Source organism: Moraxella canis (assembly GCF_034424565.1).
GTDB lineage: Bacteria > Pseudomonadota > Gammaproteobacteria > Pseudomonadales > Moraxellaceae > Moraxella > Moraxella canis.
Genome location: NZ_CP139961.1, coordinates 355754 through 371826, shown reverse-complemented (window position 1 = coordinate 371826; position 16073 = coordinate 355754). Strand labels below are relative to the sequence as shown.

10 protein-coding genes are annotated in these 16073 nt (G+C 46.1%); 6 read left to right on the top strand and 4 right to left on the bottom strand.

Annotated elements, in window-relative coordinates; translation table 11 throughout:
* Window positions 1-91: 91 nt before the first annotated feature.
* Together U0021_RS01590 and U0021_RS01585 are read right to left on the bottom strand one after the other, a co-directional pair.
* Complete coding sequence (locus U0021_RS01590; protein WP_049235737.1) at window positions 92-916, bottom strand: tetratricopeptide repeat protein; 825 nt, start codon at window positions 914-916, stop codon at window positions 92-94.
* Window positions 917-1053: 137 nt separating this feature from the next.
* Window positions 1054-2385, bottom strand: a complete 1332-nt coding sequence (locus U0021_RS01585) for an MFS transporter (protein WP_114800074.1) — start codon at window positions 2383-2385, stop codon at window positions 1054-1056.
* A 116-nt stretch (window positions 2386-2501) separates the two neighbouring features.
* Between U0021_RS01585 and U0021_RS01580 the strand changes: the two genes are divergently transcribed.
* Window positions 2502-5264 carry an autotransporter assembly complex protein TamA gene (locus U0021_RS01580; protein WP_114800073.1) on the top strand — a complete coding sequence of 921 codons (2763 nt, stop codon included), beginning with the start codon at window positions 2502-2504 and terminating at the stop codon, window positions 5262-5264.
* Between the two features lie 109 nt (window positions 5265-5373).
* The gene (locus U0021_RS01575; protein WP_114800072.1) at window positions 5374-10398 is read left to right on the top strand and encodes a translocation/assembly module TamB domain-containing protein; all 5025 of its coding nucleotides are present in this window, start codon (window positions 5374-5376) and stop codon (window positions 10396-10398) included.
* A gap of 124 nt (window positions 10399-10522) precedes the next feature.
* Here U0021_RS01575 and hemP read toward each other — a convergent pair whose 3' ends face one another.
* The gene (gene hemP, locus U0021_RS01570; protein WP_227507050.1) at window positions 10523-10684 is read right to left on the bottom strand and encodes a hemin uptake protein HemP; all 162 of its coding nucleotides are present in this window, start codon (window positions 10682-10684) and stop codon (window positions 10523-10525) included.
* A gap of 269 nt (window positions 10685-10953) precedes the next feature.
* Here hemP and U0021_RS01565 point away from each other — a divergent pair, with 269 nt between their 5' ends.
* From U0021_RS01565 to U0021_RS01555, 3 genes are all read left to right on the top strand, one after another.
* Window positions 10954-11967: an NUDIX domain-containing protein gene (locus tag U0021_RS01565; RefSeq protein ID WP_114800071.1), complete on the top strand. Its 1014-nt coding sequence runs from the start codon at window positions 10954-10956 to the stop codon at window positions 11965-11967.
* Window positions 11968-12154: 187 nt separating this feature from the next.
* Complete coding sequence (locus U0021_RS01560; protein ID WP_114800070.1) at window positions 12155-13498, top strand: glyceraldehyde-3-phosphate dehydrogenase; 1344 nt, start codon at window positions 12155-12157, stop codon at window positions 13496-13498.
* Between the two features lie 105 nt (window positions 13499-13603).
* Entirely contained in the window at window positions 13604-14092 is a 489-nt protein-coding gene (locus tag U0021_RS01555; RefSeq protein ID WP_114800069.1) for a DUF302 domain-containing protein, read from the top strand.
* A 92-nt stretch (window positions 14093-14184) separates the two neighbouring features.
* Here the strand turns inward: U0021_RS01555 and U0021_RS01550 are convergent, their stop codons facing one another.
* Window positions 14185-14706, bottom strand: coding sequence for a GNAT family N-acetyltransferase (locus tag U0021_RS01550; RefSeq protein WP_114800068.1), 522 nt, complete (start codon window positions 14704-14706; stop codon window positions 14185-14187).
* A gap of 130 nt (window positions 14707-14836) precedes the next feature.
* Between U0021_RS01550 and cgtA the strand changes: the two genes are divergently transcribed.
* A complete protein-coding gene (gene cgtA, locus U0021_RS01545) occupies window positions 14837-16051 on the top strand; it encodes an Obg family GTPase CgtA (RefSeq protein WP_114800067.1) in 1215 nt (404 codons plus the stop codon).
* Window positions 16052-16073 lie beyond the last annotated feature (22 nt).

The window sequence follows — 16073 nt, the reverse complement described above, 5'->3', positions numbered from 1 at the left end:
ATCAGCTAAAATCAGTCAAGGCTTTATCATAATAAAAAAAATCCGTACAATCAAGGGACTGTACGGAGGAATAACATGACTCACAAACTCATTATTTGATGGGCTTGACGTTGATGTCGTTATCTTTGATGTTCCAAATGTAGTAACCGCCATTGTCAACGATGCGAACTTGTTCAGCAATTTGCTCGTTATTTGGATGTTTGGCAGCCAAATCACGCAGACGCTTGAGTGCTGCTGAGCGATTGTCATTTAATAGGTCGGCTTGAGCGATACTTTGCTCAGCTTCGACATTGCCCATTGAGACGGCTTTATCCAAATATTTACGACCTTCTTTAAAGCCGCCAGACTCTGACAACATCATACCAAACAGATAGTTGGCTTCGTTGTCATTAGGTTTAAGCTGTAAGGCTTTTTGCATGTGATTGCCGGCACGAATAGTATAAGCAGTGCCTAAGTTAAGATTTCTTGCCATACCATTGAGCTTGGCAGCGCGAATGACCACATCAAATGATGCGTCAGGCGCAGCGGCATAAGGTTCAATCCAATCAGATAAATGCTTGATATTTTCTGAAGTGACATATTCAGCAGTGCGGCTTGGGAAATTGGTTGGATAATGACGAACATTAGGCGACACATCTTCAATGAATTCATCAATCAAAGTCACATCTAAGATGACTGTACCAGCTGTGTTGGCTTGGATTGTGACGGTAGGAATGTTTTTTACTTCAGTAACAGAGATATTTGGTGCAGGCAGACCCTTGATGACAGTTTGTAATAAGTCAGCGGTGCCAGCACGAGGCGTCAGGGTTTCTGTGATTTCGCCACGCATATTTGGGCTTTGATAAGTGGTATTGGCTGTGGCGACAGAGCCAAACATAACGCCACAAATTGATAAAGTCAGTGCTAATTTTTTCATAAAAACATCCATAAACTATAAATTATAACCCTGTGACGGGACGAAATTGATCAAATCATAGCAGATTTCATCCTGCTTCAGGGTAACGATTTACAAAAATTTGCATAAAATCTTACCCTTTTGTTGCAAATTGAAAATCAAGGCAAAATCGCCGTTTCATCCATATTGATTGGCAATGTGCGATCGTATTTTTTGAGTTTTAAGTATAAATAAATACCAAAGCCAAGATTTAATAGGGCGCTGATGGCAAACAGCTGCGGCAAGTTAAGTTTGATCACCGCCAAAATCAAAATGGCAAAAATCGCAGACACGACCATAAAGATTGCGTTAAAAATATTATTGGCGCCAACAATGCGTGAGCGATAATCAACGGGGGCGTAAGCTTGCATGGCGGTATATAGTGGAACGATATACACACCACCGCTAAAGCCTAATAAAAATAGCTCAGCAAACACCGCCCAAGTCTGCGAGTGGCGGATCAGCTCCATGACAGTATAAGGCTCAACCGGCACCGGCAAAGACAGCTGATTTAGTGACACATAAAGCGCCATCGCAAAGACTGATAATCCCGCTAATCCATACGGCAGAAGCCTAAAGCTGACTTGGTTTTTGGTGAGTGTTTTACAAAGTAGCGATCCAATGGCGATACCGACAGAAAACAAGGTCAATAAAAAGATCACCACCGATTCATCACCATGTAACAAAACTTTGGTGACTTCTGGCGTCTGTGTCAAAAACGTCGCGCCATAAAACCAAAACCAACTGTTACCGATGATGATAAAAAACAAAAGCGGTAAGCCATAAAGATATTTGATGATATCAAAACTGGTGCGTGCAATATTCCAATCAATCTGCAAATCTTGTGCGTGCACTTGAGTTTTGGGGATTTGGCGCGCCGCCAAATATCCTAGTATCGCCACAAAAATCGTCACGACCGCCAGCCAGTATTCAGATAAATACAGCTGAGTCAGCACGCCTGCGAGCATCATCCCTGTCAAAATGGCAAGACTGGTACTGGTTTGAAATAATCCATTGGCAGCGACGATCTCATCACGCTGCATGGTTTCGGGCAAGTAAGCGTATTTGATCGGACCAAAAAAGGTGGACTGAGTACCCATCATAAACAAGCAAAAAAACAGCAAGCTGTATATTTCGTAAATAAACCCGACCGCCGCAATCATCATAATGATGATTTCAATCAGCTTGATACGCCGAGTCAAAAACGATTTTTCATATTTATCTGCAATTTGACCCGCCAATGCCGAGAATAAAAAATACGGCAGAATAAATAACAAGGCAGCCAAGTTATTTAATAAACTGACTTCCACGCCAAGTTTCATCGCTGCTGAGTAGGTGAGTACCAATATCAATGCTTGTTTAAAGACATTGTCGTTAAATGCCCCAAAAAATTGGGTAAAAAACATCGAAGTAAACACCGGACGGCGAAATAATCTCAGCTGACTTGCCATAATATTTGATATCTAAAAGCTTGTTGTAAATGGAGGTTTGGGTGTATTTGGGCTTTAATCGTCTGTAAACTCTGTTATAATAACAGCAATTTGCTATTTTATCTTGAGTTTTTTGTATGTCAAAGTCGGTTTTATTGACCAATCGGATATTTGCGCCTGTCTCCTTGGCGGCATGCCTGCCGTTTGTTATGATGCAGGCTTTGGCACAGCAAAATGATTCTGACACCACCCTCACCACTCATGCAGCGGCTCAAGATGCTGCCGATGAAGTAGTGGCGAATGTTCCCATGCCTGCCTTGCTGACGCCAGAGCAGATACAAGCGCGACTGAACGCAGCGAGTCTTAATACTCCTGTCAGACCACAAGCTTTGGATGCTGTGAAGGTGGATCATCAAGCGCCTGTATCACGCATCGGCGATCAATCACCTCCACTGGGGCTGGATATGGTGGCGATCGAAGATACCGCACCGCTGAGCTCAGAGGAATTATTTGCCCAAGAATCTGATGAGACGGGCATCAATCCTGAGGATTATATTCCTGAATATCAAGGCAAGCAGCCTGATACTGAAGTGATAGTACCACAGACGCTAGAGCCTGAGCAGCCAGGGTTAATAAAGCGTCTTTATGCCCGTCTATTTAATGATGGCGTCAGCAAAGTACCTAGGCTTAAGGCGACATTTTATCAGTCATCACAATCAGGCGAAATCACCGCCATTCAGTCATCGGATCAAAAAACAGAGCCGTATGCCAATATTAAGGCAGCGCTTGAAGATGTCACCCAAGAGTCGGTGATGGATTTGAGTGGATCGATAGCGCGACTAAGACAAACTGCTTTAGCTGCGGCGCGTGCCGTTGGCTACTATGATGTTGATTTATCAATCATAAGAAACAGTGTTGGGGAAGTGGATGTCGTCATCTACAGTCTGGGCGAGCCTGTTCGTATTGATTATCGAGCGGTCGAGGTGCGCGGTGAGGGCGCTGATGATGCAGCATTTGCTGAAGTGTCAGATGAAGTGCCGCTGCAGACGGGCGATGTCTTTCACCATGGACAATACGAAACCAAAAAATATCTCATCGAAAATACCAGTGCTGAACATGGCTATTTTGATGGACGATGGTTGGATCATTCGGTTGATGTGATCTTACCAGATAACATCGCCGATGTTAGCTTGATTTATGACACAGGCACGCAGTATCGCTTTGATGATGTGGTTTTCTTTACCATTGATCCTGAAACCAATCAATTGACAACCGATCCAGATAAATTGCCAGTCAAACGAAAATTGCTTGAACAGCTACTGACCTTTAATATGGGAGAGGCTTATAATTTGCAGGCGGTGCGCGCACTTTCTAATGATTTGCTTGCCACGCGCTATTTTAATATGGTTAATACTGAGATTGTCTTTCCAGAGCGCGAACAAACCCAAAACGATCAAGTCAGCTTTGAGCGGTCTTCAGGCAGCCGCGCCGAACAAGAACAAATCGATGACAGCACGCTCGAACCTGTCATCGAGACAGTGGAGCTGGCAGATGGTACGCTGGTAGATATCTCACCGATCGAGTTTAGTACATCCAGTCTGATTCAAGATAAATTGGATTTGGTGACTGCCAAGGCACGCCGTCTGCACGAGATGCCTGATGATAGGGTGCTTGCCATCAATAATGACGATCGTATCAATCGCTCCATTTTGGGCAGAATCAGTGATGCTGTCTCCGCTGTGGCACGCGCCATTTTACCTGATGAATCCGAAAGCGATACGATAGATTTATCCGAGCGCGCCGCATTGGCAAATCGTAAAACGCCTACTGATGTCTATCAAAGTAAAAAAGTGCCGCTGTATGTCTTTGTGGCGAGCGATAAACCGCGCGATGCACAGATTGGTGTGGGCTGGGGATCAGACACAGGTACCCGAGTGGTCACTAAGTTTGAGCATAATTTGGTGAATCGTGATGGCTATCAAGCAGGTGCTGAGCTAAGAGTGTCTGAAGATAAAAAAGGGATTGGACTGTATGCCACCAGACCGCTTAGCCATCCTTTGAATGACAAGCTAAGAGCAAGCTTGGGTTATGAAGAAGAAGTGTTTGGACAATCCACAAATGGCTTTGATTTGTCATCACGGACGCTAGAGCAGGGTATTAGCCGCAATATCATTCAGCCTGGCGGCTGGAATCGCACTTATTCGCTGCGCTACCGACTGGACGAGCTAGAAACACAAGCGCCGCCAGATACTTGGCAGGATTTACCTGTCAATTTTGTGGGTGGAAAGCCAACCCAAGAAGCGTTATTGGCAGGCGTGGCTGTCCATAAAACCGTCGCCGACGATCCAGTCAACCCGATGCGTGGATATCGTCAGCAGTACTCTTTGGAAGTCGGCTCTGACAGTGTTGTTTCTGATGCCAATATGGCGATTGCCAGAGCGGGTATCAGCGGAGTTTATAGTTTTGGTGATAATGCATATGGCAGCAATCGGGCGCATCAGCTGATCGGTGGTCTACAAGCAGGATATATCTGGTCGGATAATTTTGATAATGTGCCATATCGCTTACGGTTTTTTGCTGGCGGTGATCAAAGCATCCGCGGCTATGACTATAACAGTTTATCGCCCAAATCGGATAAAGGCTATCTGACAGGTGGTCAAGTCTTGGCGGTCGGTACAGCTGAATATAACTATGAATTTATGAAAGATCTACGCTTAGCGGTCTTTAGCGATATTGGTAATGCCTATGATAAGGGCTTTAATAATGACACCAAGATTGGCGCAGGTGTCGGTGTACGCTGGGCATCCCCTGTGGGTCAGGTGCGTGTTGATGTGGCAACTGGCGTTAAAGAAGAAGGCAACCCCATCAAGCTACATTTCTTTATTGGCACACCATTTTAATTAGGCTTATTTTAATATATGATATTCACCCACTCATCGGTGTGAATTGATAATTTTAACCATTTGTGGTTAAATGGCGCATTGGTAATCAGATGTCTAAAGGCAGTGCATGACTCATCAGGATAATTCAAAAAACTCATCCTCAGCAGAAAAAGCAGTTTCTGCTGACGCTGCCGCGCCTACCAAAACGCAGCCCACACCACCAAACCCACCCACGCCCAAGCCGCGTTGGCTGATCTATCTGATTCGCTTAATTATCGGAGCGATTATTGCTACTTTATTGTTGTTGGTTGTGCTATTTGCCATGACTAACAGCGAAGCAGGCTCAAAGTTTTTAATCGAAAAAATCGCGCTAGAGACTGGTACTGAGCTTAAGTATAGCGAAGGCTCAATTCGCCGCGGCGTATGGGTGCAAGATGTCAAAATCGCTCAAGGCGAAGACATTACCGTCACCGTCAACCGCGCCTATGTGCAGCTTGGGTGGCGTGCGCTGTTTGCTCGTCAAGTGCATTTGGTGAATCCTGATATCGACAAGGTGCGCGTCACGAATACCAAGCCGTCAACGGGTGAACCTTTTGACTATGCGACCATCAGCTTGCCGGTGACGCTTGAGCTTGAAAATGCCAAAGTCAATGAAATCATCTATGATCAAGCGGGCTCTGAGCCTGTGGTGCTGCACCATATCGCATTTGACCACGCCTTATGGGTGGATTCAAAGGTTGAACTTGATAATGCCATGCTTAGCTATGGTGATGATATTGATGTCAGCCGTGCGACGGGTGAAATTGATTTGACGGGTAATTATCCGCTGTCACTGTCAGCAGATGTCCATGTCTCGGCACTGGATGGTGCTTATTTTGATACTTTGGCAGTAAAAGCAGGCGGCAGTCTAAAGCGTACCGTTGGCACGCTGACCAGTAAGTACAATCAGCATGATGTGACGGGCAGCTTTATCGCTCAAGGACTGGATAAAAACTCGCCTTTTAGTGCGCGCTTGGATTTTGATGAAGTACTGCTGCCTTATGCTGACAGTCAAAATATTTTACTTCAAAATGGTACCATTATCGCTGATGGTGTCATCTCAAATATTGAGCTGCGCATTAACACTGATTTGTTTGCCAAAGATATCCCCGATGGGCACTATCATGGTCGCGGCATCATTCGCGGCAGTGTGATGGATATTCCGTATCTCCAGGCGGATACACCCAGTGGCACTTTGGTTGCAGCAGGCAGTATGAACTGGTCTGATGGCTATGAGCTTGATGCAACCATCTCAGCAGACGGCTATCGCATTCGTGAAGTCATGCCAAGCGACTATCGCGACTATGACGCTTATTTGCCTCAAGTTTTGACAGGAACGCTTGGGGTCAAATATACGCTATTGGATAAAGATAGTAATGACACCCGATTTGAATTTGATCTCAATCAAAAAGATGGCGAGCGCATTCAAGCCACACTTGCCCAAAATCAAACAATCAATCGCGCACCTTGGCGCATTGAAGCAACTTGGGCAAATCTGATTCGTCATGACGTCCCACAAATTGGCGAAATCCATAGCCGCTCAGGTCAGGCGTCGGTTCGTTTGGAAGAAGGGCGTACTTATATCGACGCGACCGCTGATATTATCAAGCTCAATGCTGCCCCAAGTGGACTGTATCGCGTGCAGGCGAATATTGAGCAAAATCAGCGCCTGTATTTGACAGATTTTGAATATCAAGGCGTGATGGGTGAGCTCAGCGGTACTGGTAGGGTTGATTTTGCTACTGCCCAAAGACCGCTTGCATGGCAGCTTGACTTAACCGCCAATCCAGTCAGACCCAACGCCTATTTTCAAACACCAGATCAGACACCGTTTGAGCGAATTTCAGGCAGACTCATCGCTTCAGGGCGCCTGCGCGAGGTGGGCGATGTTTCGATTCATGATATCAAGGTGGATGACAGTGATTTGATTGCCTTATTAAATGACGGCAAGCAAGTACATCTGACAGGTCAAGGCACCAGTGAGCTTAGGCTGCAAGGTGGCGAGATTCGGCACCTTAAAGCAAGTTTTGATGGTCAGCTTAACCAAGATATCTTGCCGCAGCTGGCTCGCTCAAGCATTGGGCTAGATGTTGAGGGCAGTCTTAATGATTTGACCATTACGCGCGCGCTCATGATTAATGATTCAGGCAAAGTGTCGCTTGCAGGTCGCCTTGGATTGGATGATGGTATTGCCTGGGATATCAAGGGGCGATTGGATGAGGTGGATACCGCCGCTTTCGTTGATGATGAAAATTTAATCGCCATCATCACAGGCGATCTTGCTACATCGGGTAGATATCGTGACGGAGCGCTGGGCGATGTGGCGCTCACCTTTGATGGTCAAGTGCTCAATAACTCAATCCCAAATGGTAATCTAAGTATTGACGCGACAGGCTCAGGCAGCCGCTTTATGGTCAATCATCTAAGACATGATGGCGAAGCAGGCGCACTGAATGCTAAAGGCTGGGTGGATATCAGTCAAGGTGCCGCATGGCAGCTAGAAGCTGATATGAGTTCACTGAACTTGGGCGCGTTTATCCAGTCGCTTGAGACCGACTTAAACGGCACAATTCAGCTTGCGGGCAGTTGGCAAGAGGCTCGCCAAATCATTGATATAGGCAATCTGGATATCACAGGCAGCTACAATAATCAGCCGCTCATCGCCTCAGGCAGTCTCTACGCTGAGCTTGCACTGCCCAAGGATCTTGCTGGATATATCGAAAGTATCAAGCAGGCAAGCCGTCCGCCAACTTCATCTGATGAGCTATTGGCATTAAGAAATCGTATTGATGACAATGCACGTCAAACCCAAAATATCATCCGTAAGCTAGACGCTGATAATTTACAAGTTCGCATTGGTAACAATCATCTGACCATGTCGGGTGATGAAAGACAGCTGACCACCAGTGTCAATGTGGTTGATCTTGGTCAGTTGATCAATACCGCAAGCGGTGCCATTCAAGGCGGTGTGATTGTGATGAATGATCACCATGCCTTGCCAACGCTATATATCGATGCCAGTGTCTCCGCGCTTAGGCTTGCCAATATCACCATTCAAAATGCCCAAGCCATCGGTAAAATCGTCAATCTAGGTAATAGCGAAAGCCAGCTTTTGGTTCAAGGCGATGACATCATCGTGATGGGCCGCGTTATCAAATCGGCTCGAATTGATTTTAGTGGTACAGAAGCCAATCATATTTTGTCTATCTCGACCAAAAGCGGTGATATCGAAGCATCTACGCGCATTGATGGGGCGTTTAATCGCAGTAATATGCGCTACAGCGGGGTATTGTCAGATGGCTTTGTGAATAGCAGGTTTGGCGAAATGTCGCAGCGTCAGCCGACCGAGTTTGCTTATGGATTGGGCGATGGTAGTCTACAAGTGGCGGCGCATTGTTGGCAGTCAACACATATCCAGGATGATGGCGTGGGCGTCATTTGTTTACAGGACACATTAAGCTATACACCAGAATCGGGGAATGTCAATCTTATTATCCAAAATCTTGACACCCAAGTGCTGTCAGCGGCTCTGCCAAGTGATATTCGCTGGCAATCGATGCTCAATGGCCGCATAAAAGCACAGTGGCAGCCAGGCCGGGCACCTTTGGTTGATGCTGTGCTGTACTCTGATGATGGCACGATTGGCTTGACCCAAGAAGATACCGGCTATGTCGAGATGCCGTATCAGCGCGCATCTGTGATTGCCAAAAGTGTGGAGAAAGGCTTAAAAGTTAGAACTGATGTTTTAGGTGCAGCAGGTCGTGGTTATGCCGACGTGATTATCGATCCTAATCAAGCAGATAAGCCCATTTCTGGTGCGCTTGTCATGAATGATCTGAACTTGGCAGTATTGCGACCATTTTTCCCAAGTATTCAGGTGCTCAGTGGTAAAGCAAGCCTAGCTGGCGGCTTGGGTGGGACACTGTCTCGACCACTGTTTTATGGCAATGCCAACTTAGAAGATGGCGCACTTTCTATCGTGGGCGTACCGTTGCCGATCTCTGATGTCGATGCCACTATGAGTATTCGTGGAACTTATGCATCACTTGATGGCAGCTTTGTGGGTGGTGAGGGTCATGGCGTACTCTATGGCGAGATGGACTGGGCAGAAGAGCTGCACGCTCGTTTGGGTGTTTTTGGTGAAAATCTCACCGTCAGTCAGCCACCGCTTGTGACTGCCCAAATCAGTCCTGAATTAGAAGTGATGATCAGACCTTTCCAAAAATTTGTCGAGGTCAAAGGCGTAGTGAGCATCCCATCAGCGACCATTCGCCCACCAGAGGCAACCGCTGATATCGTGACCGAATCTCCAGATGTTTCAGTGCTTGACCGACGCATCACAGGTAATGTTGACCAAATCTTAGCCAGAGCTGAGCCTTGGGATATTAATGCAAATATCGGTATTGATTTGGGTAATAATATTGAATTTCGAGGTTTTGGGGCGGTCGTGCCTTTGGCGGGCGCATTGCATCTGACACAGTCAGGTCAAGGTGCGATGCAAGCGCTTGGAGTGATTCAAGTGTCTGAGCGCACCAAAATTGATGTCATCGGTCAGAACTTAGATTTAAATTATGCCCAAATTCGCTTTGATGGCGATATGCTCAATCCGCGCCTGTCCATCGAAGGCGAAAAACAAATCGAAGGTCAGACCGTGGGCGTGCGCATCCGTGGTACGGCATCTGATCCTGATATCACGGTGTTTAATGATGCAGGTCTGGGTGAGCATCAGGCGATGAATGCGCTCATTACAGGGCGTATTGATGAATCCAGTGATTTGGGTATTACCGAGCAGGGCTTCCGCTCTCAGGTGACCAACCATTTGGCTGCGGCAGGACTCAGCCTTGGTTTGTCAGGTACGCGCGATTTGACCAATCAAATTGGGCAGGCTTTCGGTTTTCAGAGCTTGACCATTGATGCTTCGGGCAGCTCAGATGATACCAATGTCAATGTCACTGGCTATATCACGCCAGATTTATATTTGCGTTATGGCGTGGGCGTATTTAATGCCGAATCCACGCTATCTATGCGCTATCAGCTGACACGCCGAGTTTATATCGAAGCCACCAGCGCCGCCGAAAACATGGTGGATGTGATTTATCGCTGGAAGTTTTAAGCAAGTTATCCAGATTTACCCAATACCTGAGCGCCAAAAACCCAACAAGCACCACTTGTGATGACAAGTGATGCCTGCTGGGTTGGAGAAAGATGGTTTATTTAAATATGATAAATCAGCGTGTTTATTTGGTCAAAATCAATCGATTGTTTCGAGTGAGGCGCAGTCGATATTCTTCACCTTGATGTTCGATGCGCACTTCCTTGGTCATGGCGAACAGATTTTGAGAATATAAGGTTGGTAAGCGAATGCTATCACGATTGGTGAAATAACGAGCGATATTCATAGTCATGGCGATTTTCCTTGTGTTGACGGGTGATGGGTGGTTATCCCAAGCCGTATGCTAAACTATTAACTTGTAAAACGCACCTGTGTGCCGGCATGATTGCCGTAAAATGATAACCCTTGTTTAATATTGAATGATATTTGTTTTTAAACAATAATAATTATCATTTGTGATTATGATAACAGGTTTTTGATAAATTGCAAATATAAATGATAAAAATTGATAAAATGAATCAAAAAAATTTTTAAGTGATTGAAATATCAAGCATTATGAAATCAATTCCTAACAAGACCGATCCGCTAACTGTTCATGTTGCAGTGGCTGTATTAAGATATGGCGATGAATTTTTATTAGCTCGGCGCTCACTCCATCAGCACCTGGGCGGCAAATTAGAATTCGTTGGGGGTAAAATTCAGGCAGATGAATCGCCTGCTTTGGCGGTCGTGCGTGAAGTTCATGAAGAAATTGGACTTAAGTTAAATACCGACCAGTTGGTTTTTATGGGTAAAATCGCTCATGACTATGCGGATAAATCTGTCTGTCTGCACATTTATCAAGCCTGCTTAACCGATTGCCAATATGGCGATTTTCGCCATCGGAGTGTGGGGCTTGAAAATCAAAGCTTGTATTGGTTTAAACAAGATGAAATCATCGCTAGGGCACATGAGCTGCCCGATGCCAATGCGCGTATCTTAGATTGGCTAAGCTTGCCAAAAGTATTATATATCAGCCATGCGCTGAGTGAATTTGGCGAGATGGAAAAATTTGCCAATTATTATATCCAGCATCTGCCTAAGGGGGCGTGTTTTTATTTACGCCCTTGTATCGGTGCGCATGAGATCACACAGCTATTGGCACTGATGACAGAGTCGCGCGCAGATTTAAGGCTTGTCGTTGGGTGGTCTGTTTATCATGCGTATCATCAGCAGGGCACAGATGTCAAAGACTTGATGGTGAAATTAACGCATGCTGAACTGGATCAATTTGGCGCGCATGATCTGCCTGCTGACCTGCCGATTTGGGTGGGGGTTCATGATGAAAAAGAAGCGCGCGCTGTCAATCAGCTAAACAAAAGCCATCGCGTCTTGGCGGCACTGATTTCACCAGTGCGCCCAACCGCCACACATCCTGAGACACCAGCGCTTGGTTGGGAGGGGTTTTGGCACTTAGCGCAGCTTTGTGATGTTCCAAGTTTTGCTTTGGGCGGCATGCGGCTATCAGATTTACAAAGCGCCAAAGATCATGGTGCGATCGGCATCGCAGGGATCCGTGGTGTGATTTAACGGACTGGTGCAGCGAATGTGATCAAAGGTGGCTTTGACTGATCACTGTGATGATATTTACAGTGCAAATAGCCCTATTTCAAAAATGAATTAACATTGCTAAGTTTTGAATATTCATTTATAATTCTAGTGTTTGTGATCAATTGAATCTTAATTAATTTGACGAAAATACCGTAAGGAAAATACCATGTCAAACCTTTATTCTACTCACTTATCATCTCGTAAAACCCAAGAGTCTCAAGCGGTTGAATTGCTTGTTGCGTTGAATGCCTTGGCTAATAACCAAGTGGCTGTGACTTTCTTGGGTGAGCGCGCGTCTTTGGATGTGGCGGCACTGATTGCTTTGCATGATAATCATGGCGTGGCGCTGGCTGATACTTTGGCGCTGGCTAAGGCTTTGGTTGACAATGGCTTATCAAATACATCGCTTGATATCGCACACGCGGTTAAAGCACAAAAATCAGCCAATGATTTTAGCAGCGGCAGCCAAGCCAAAGCGACTGATGTGGTGTTGTACGGTTTTGGTCGCATTGGTCGTATCTTGGCGCGTCTATTAATGAGTCGTCCTGCATCAGACACAGGCTTACAGCTTAAAGCCATCGTTGTGCGTCCAGCGGGCGAGGGCGATTTGGCTAAGCGTGCATCGCTACTAGAGCGCGATTCGGTGCATGGTTGGTTTAATGGCTCTGTGCAAGTTGATACCGCAAATAACGGCATGATCGTCAATGGTCGCTTTATTAAAGTGATCTATGCTTCTGATCCATCAGAGGTAGATTATACAGCACATGATATTAATGATGCGATCGTCATCGATAATACAGGTAAATGGAAAGATGAAGAGGGTCTTGGTAAGCACCTAGCATCTAAAGGCGTTAAAAAAGTGCTTTTGACTGCACCTGCTAAGGGCGAGATCAAGAACGTGGTATATGGTGTCAACCATGACACCATCGGCGATGACACCATCGTATCAGCTGCCAGCTGTACTACCAATGCCATCACGCCAACATTGAAAGTGTTGCATGATGAATACGGCATTATAAATGGTCATATGGAGACAATCCACGCATTCACCAATGACCAAAACTTGGTAGATAACCACCATAAAGCTGATCGCCGTGGACGCGCTGCCCCATTGAACATGGTGATGACTAGCACAGGCGCTGCATCAGCAGTCTCAAAAGCCATCCCTGAGCTTAAAGGCAAGCTGTCAGGTAACGCCATCCGTGTACCAACACCGAATGTTTCATTGGCGATTTTAAACCTAAACTTCGAAAAGTCAGTCGGTGATGCTGACGCCATCAACGCCTTTATCCAATCAAAAGCCCAAAGTGAGCAATGGCAAGCACAGATTGATTATTCAGATTCCCCTGAAGCGGTCTCAACCGACTTTGTGGGCTCTGAAAAAGTGGCAATCTTTGATGCCAAAGCAACCATCGCTGCCGATAATCGCGCGACGCTGTATGTTTGGTACGATAATGAAATGGGTTATAGCACCCAAGTGATCCGCGTGGCTGAAGAGATGGCAAAATAACTGAGCTTATTTTGCTTAATCAAAAGCTCATCAGCTTAGTAGGTTGATGGGTTTTTATATTTTCATCATGGACAAGCTGTTTAATAGATCAAGGAGATTAAGGTTATGAAAAAACGATCAATTGCTTTGGTGGCTGCTATATTATCGCTCAGCGCTTGCCATATGACACCAAAATCTATTCAAACTCATCAGGTTAGCCCCATGACGACAAATCAACCCACCAAAACCTTAACCAGCCGCCATAATTTTGATGATACAGTAGTGCGGCTAACCGATACCATCACCCAAAAAGGCATGACCATCTTTGCGGTCATTGATCACCAAGCTGCTGCCCAAAAAGCAGGGCTAACCATGCAGTCTGCTAAAGTAATTATTTTTGGGAATCCAAAAGCAGGCACGCCGCTGATGGTCAAAGACCCTTCATTTGCCCTAAAGCTTCCCCTAAAAGTGCTTGTTACCGAAGTGGCAGGGCAAACTCAAGTGGCTTTCTTGACCACCGAAGCGCTTATCGCTGATAGCCAAATTAACTATGATGAAGTCGCCAACACTTTGGCAGGTGCCGAAAAGCTGATCCAAACTGTGGTAACGCAATAAAAACAGCCTATGATTACCAATTGACTATCAATGTCATGAGCTTTTGTTTGATTCATCGCCGATAATGATGACTTACACAACTTGACAGTTGGCTAAAGCGCAATCCAATATCGACGAGTAATTTTGTCATTGGCGCTTAGCTTATCTGCCAAAATGCCGCCTTGATTTTCAATGACTTTGGCTGATGCCAAGTTGGTATCATCGCAGGTGATCAGCACCTGTGTTAAGCCTTTTTCTTGGCAATGTGTTAGGGCAAGCTTAAGCATTTGACTGGCGATGCCCTGTCCCCAATGGTCTGGATGGGTGCTATAGCCGATGTGTCCGCCTTGCGCTTTTAAAAAGTCATTCAGCTCATACCGTACATTGATGATGCCAAGCACTCGCCCAAGCTCATCCACGCCCAAAAAAGAAGCATCCGCCACTTTAAAAAACGCTTGATTGGGCGCAGGCGTGCCTGCAGGTGCATGAGCAAAATCTAGCCAATCTTCATAACGATCAAACAGCGAAAGCGATGCGCCATGCAGCACCAAGCCCTTGTCATCAAAGGCTTTGGCGAGCGCTAAAACCTGAGCTTTATGCTCAAGCGTGGGCGAGGTAAGAGTAATGGTCGGCATAACAGTGTCCTAAAATTAATTATGATCAGCCCTATTTTATCGCAGAAATGATTTTGCGTTTTGTTATTTTTCAATCATGGGGCAATTTGTGCTACAATATTCACCAATTAACTAAAATTTGAGCAAAATTATGCGTTTTATTGATGAGGCTGTAATCAGTGTCAAGGCAGGTGATGGCGGCAACGGGATAGTCAGCTTTCGCCGTGAAAAATTTGTTCCCAAAGGCGGACCTGACGGTGGCGATGGCGGAAAAGGTGGTGATGTCTATGCCATCGCTGATGACAATACCAATACCTTGGTGGATTATCGCTACACTCGTAAGTTTGAGGCGCGCCGTGGCGAAAACGGCGGCAGTAAAAACTGTTCGGGCAAGGGTGCTGATGATGTGTATTTGGCAGTGCCGATTGGAACGACGATTATTGACACCGATTTGGATGTGGTGATTGGAGATTTGACCGAAAAGGGTCATAAAATCTTAATCGCCAAAGGGGGTGATGGTGGCTTTGGTAACACCCGCTTTAAATCATCAACCAACCAAGCTCCGCGTAAAGCCACTCCAGGCTTTCCAGGCGAAGCCAAAAATATCAAGCTTGAGCTTAAGGTCGTCGCGGATGTCGGTTTGATCGGCTTACCCAATGCAGGCAAATCTACCTTTATTCGCCAAGTCTCTGCCGCTCGTCCTAAGGTTGCCGATTATCCGTTTACGACGCTTGTCCCAAACTTGGGCGTGGTGGATGTGGGGTCGCACCAGTCTTTTGTGATGGCGGATATTCCAGGTTTGATCGAAGGGGCGTCCGACGGTGCGGGTCTTGGCATTCGGTTCTTAAAGCATGTGGCGCGTACCCGTCGCTTGCTGCACATCGTCGATGTCAAGCCGATTGATGGCTCAGATCCTGCGGCAAATGCCGAAATCATCTTAAATGAATTGGCGAAGTTTTCACATGAATTATCACAGCTGCCGCAAATTTTGGTATTAAATAAAATTGACCAAATCCCTGAAGAAGAACACAATGCCGTTTGTACTGATATCGTGGCGCGTCTTGGTTGGACAGGCATGGTGTTTCGTACTTCGACTTTGACTGGCGAGGGTGTGGAAGCGGTCAAGCATCATCTAATGCAAGCGATCGAGGATGAGCGAGAGCGCGAGCTTGAAGATCCGATGTTCGCCGAAGAGCAGGCGGCTCGTTTTGCACGCCTAGAAGAAGAAGTGCGCCATAATACCGAGATTCAAAAAGAAGCTTATCGCGCTATGCGTAAAGCACAGCGTGAGGGTCGCACGGGCGATGACGATGATGATTGGAATGATGACGATTATGATGTCGCAGTCGAGTATGCGCCCTATTAATAGTGAGCTTTTATCATAGATT

Coding starts and splice junctions, on each gene's coding strand:
- U0021_RS01590 (WP_049235737.1), bottom strand. CDS start 916: ATGAAAAAATTAGCACTGACTTTATCAATTTGTGGCGTTATGTTTGGC.
- U0021_RS01585 (WP_114800074.1), bottom strand. CDS start 2,385: ATGGCAAGTCAGCTGAGATTATTTCGCCGTCCGGTGTTTACTTCGATG.
- U0021_RS01580 (WP_114800073.1), top strand. CDS start 2,502: ATGTCAAAGTCGGTTTTATTGACCAATCGGATATTTGCGCCTGTCTCC.
- U0021_RS01575 (WP_114800072.1), top strand. CDS start 5,374: ATGACTCATCAGGATAATTCAAAAAACTCATCCTCAGCAGAAAAAGCA.
- hemP (WP_227507050.1), bottom strand. CDS start 10,684: ATGAATATCGCTCGTTATTTCACCAATCGTGATAGCATTCGCTTACCA.
- U0021_RS01565 (WP_114800071.1), top strand. CDS start 10,954: ATGAAATCAATTCCTAACAAGACCGATCCGCTAACTGTTCATGTTGCA.
- U0021_RS01560 (WP_114800070.1), top strand. CDS start 12,155: ATGTCAAACCTTTATTCTACTCACTTATCATCTCGTAAAACCCAAGAG.
- U0021_RS01555 (WP_114800069.1), top strand. CDS start 13,604: ATGAAAAAACGATCAATTGCTTTGGTGGCTGCTATATTATCGCTCAGC.
- U0021_RS01550 (WP_114800068.1), bottom strand. CDS start 14,706: ATGCCGACCATTACTCTTACCTCGCCCACGCTTGAGCATAAAGCTCAG.
- cgtA (WP_114800067.1), top strand. CDS start 14,837: ATGCGTTTTATTGATGAGGCTGTAATCAGTGTCAAGGCAGGTGATGGC.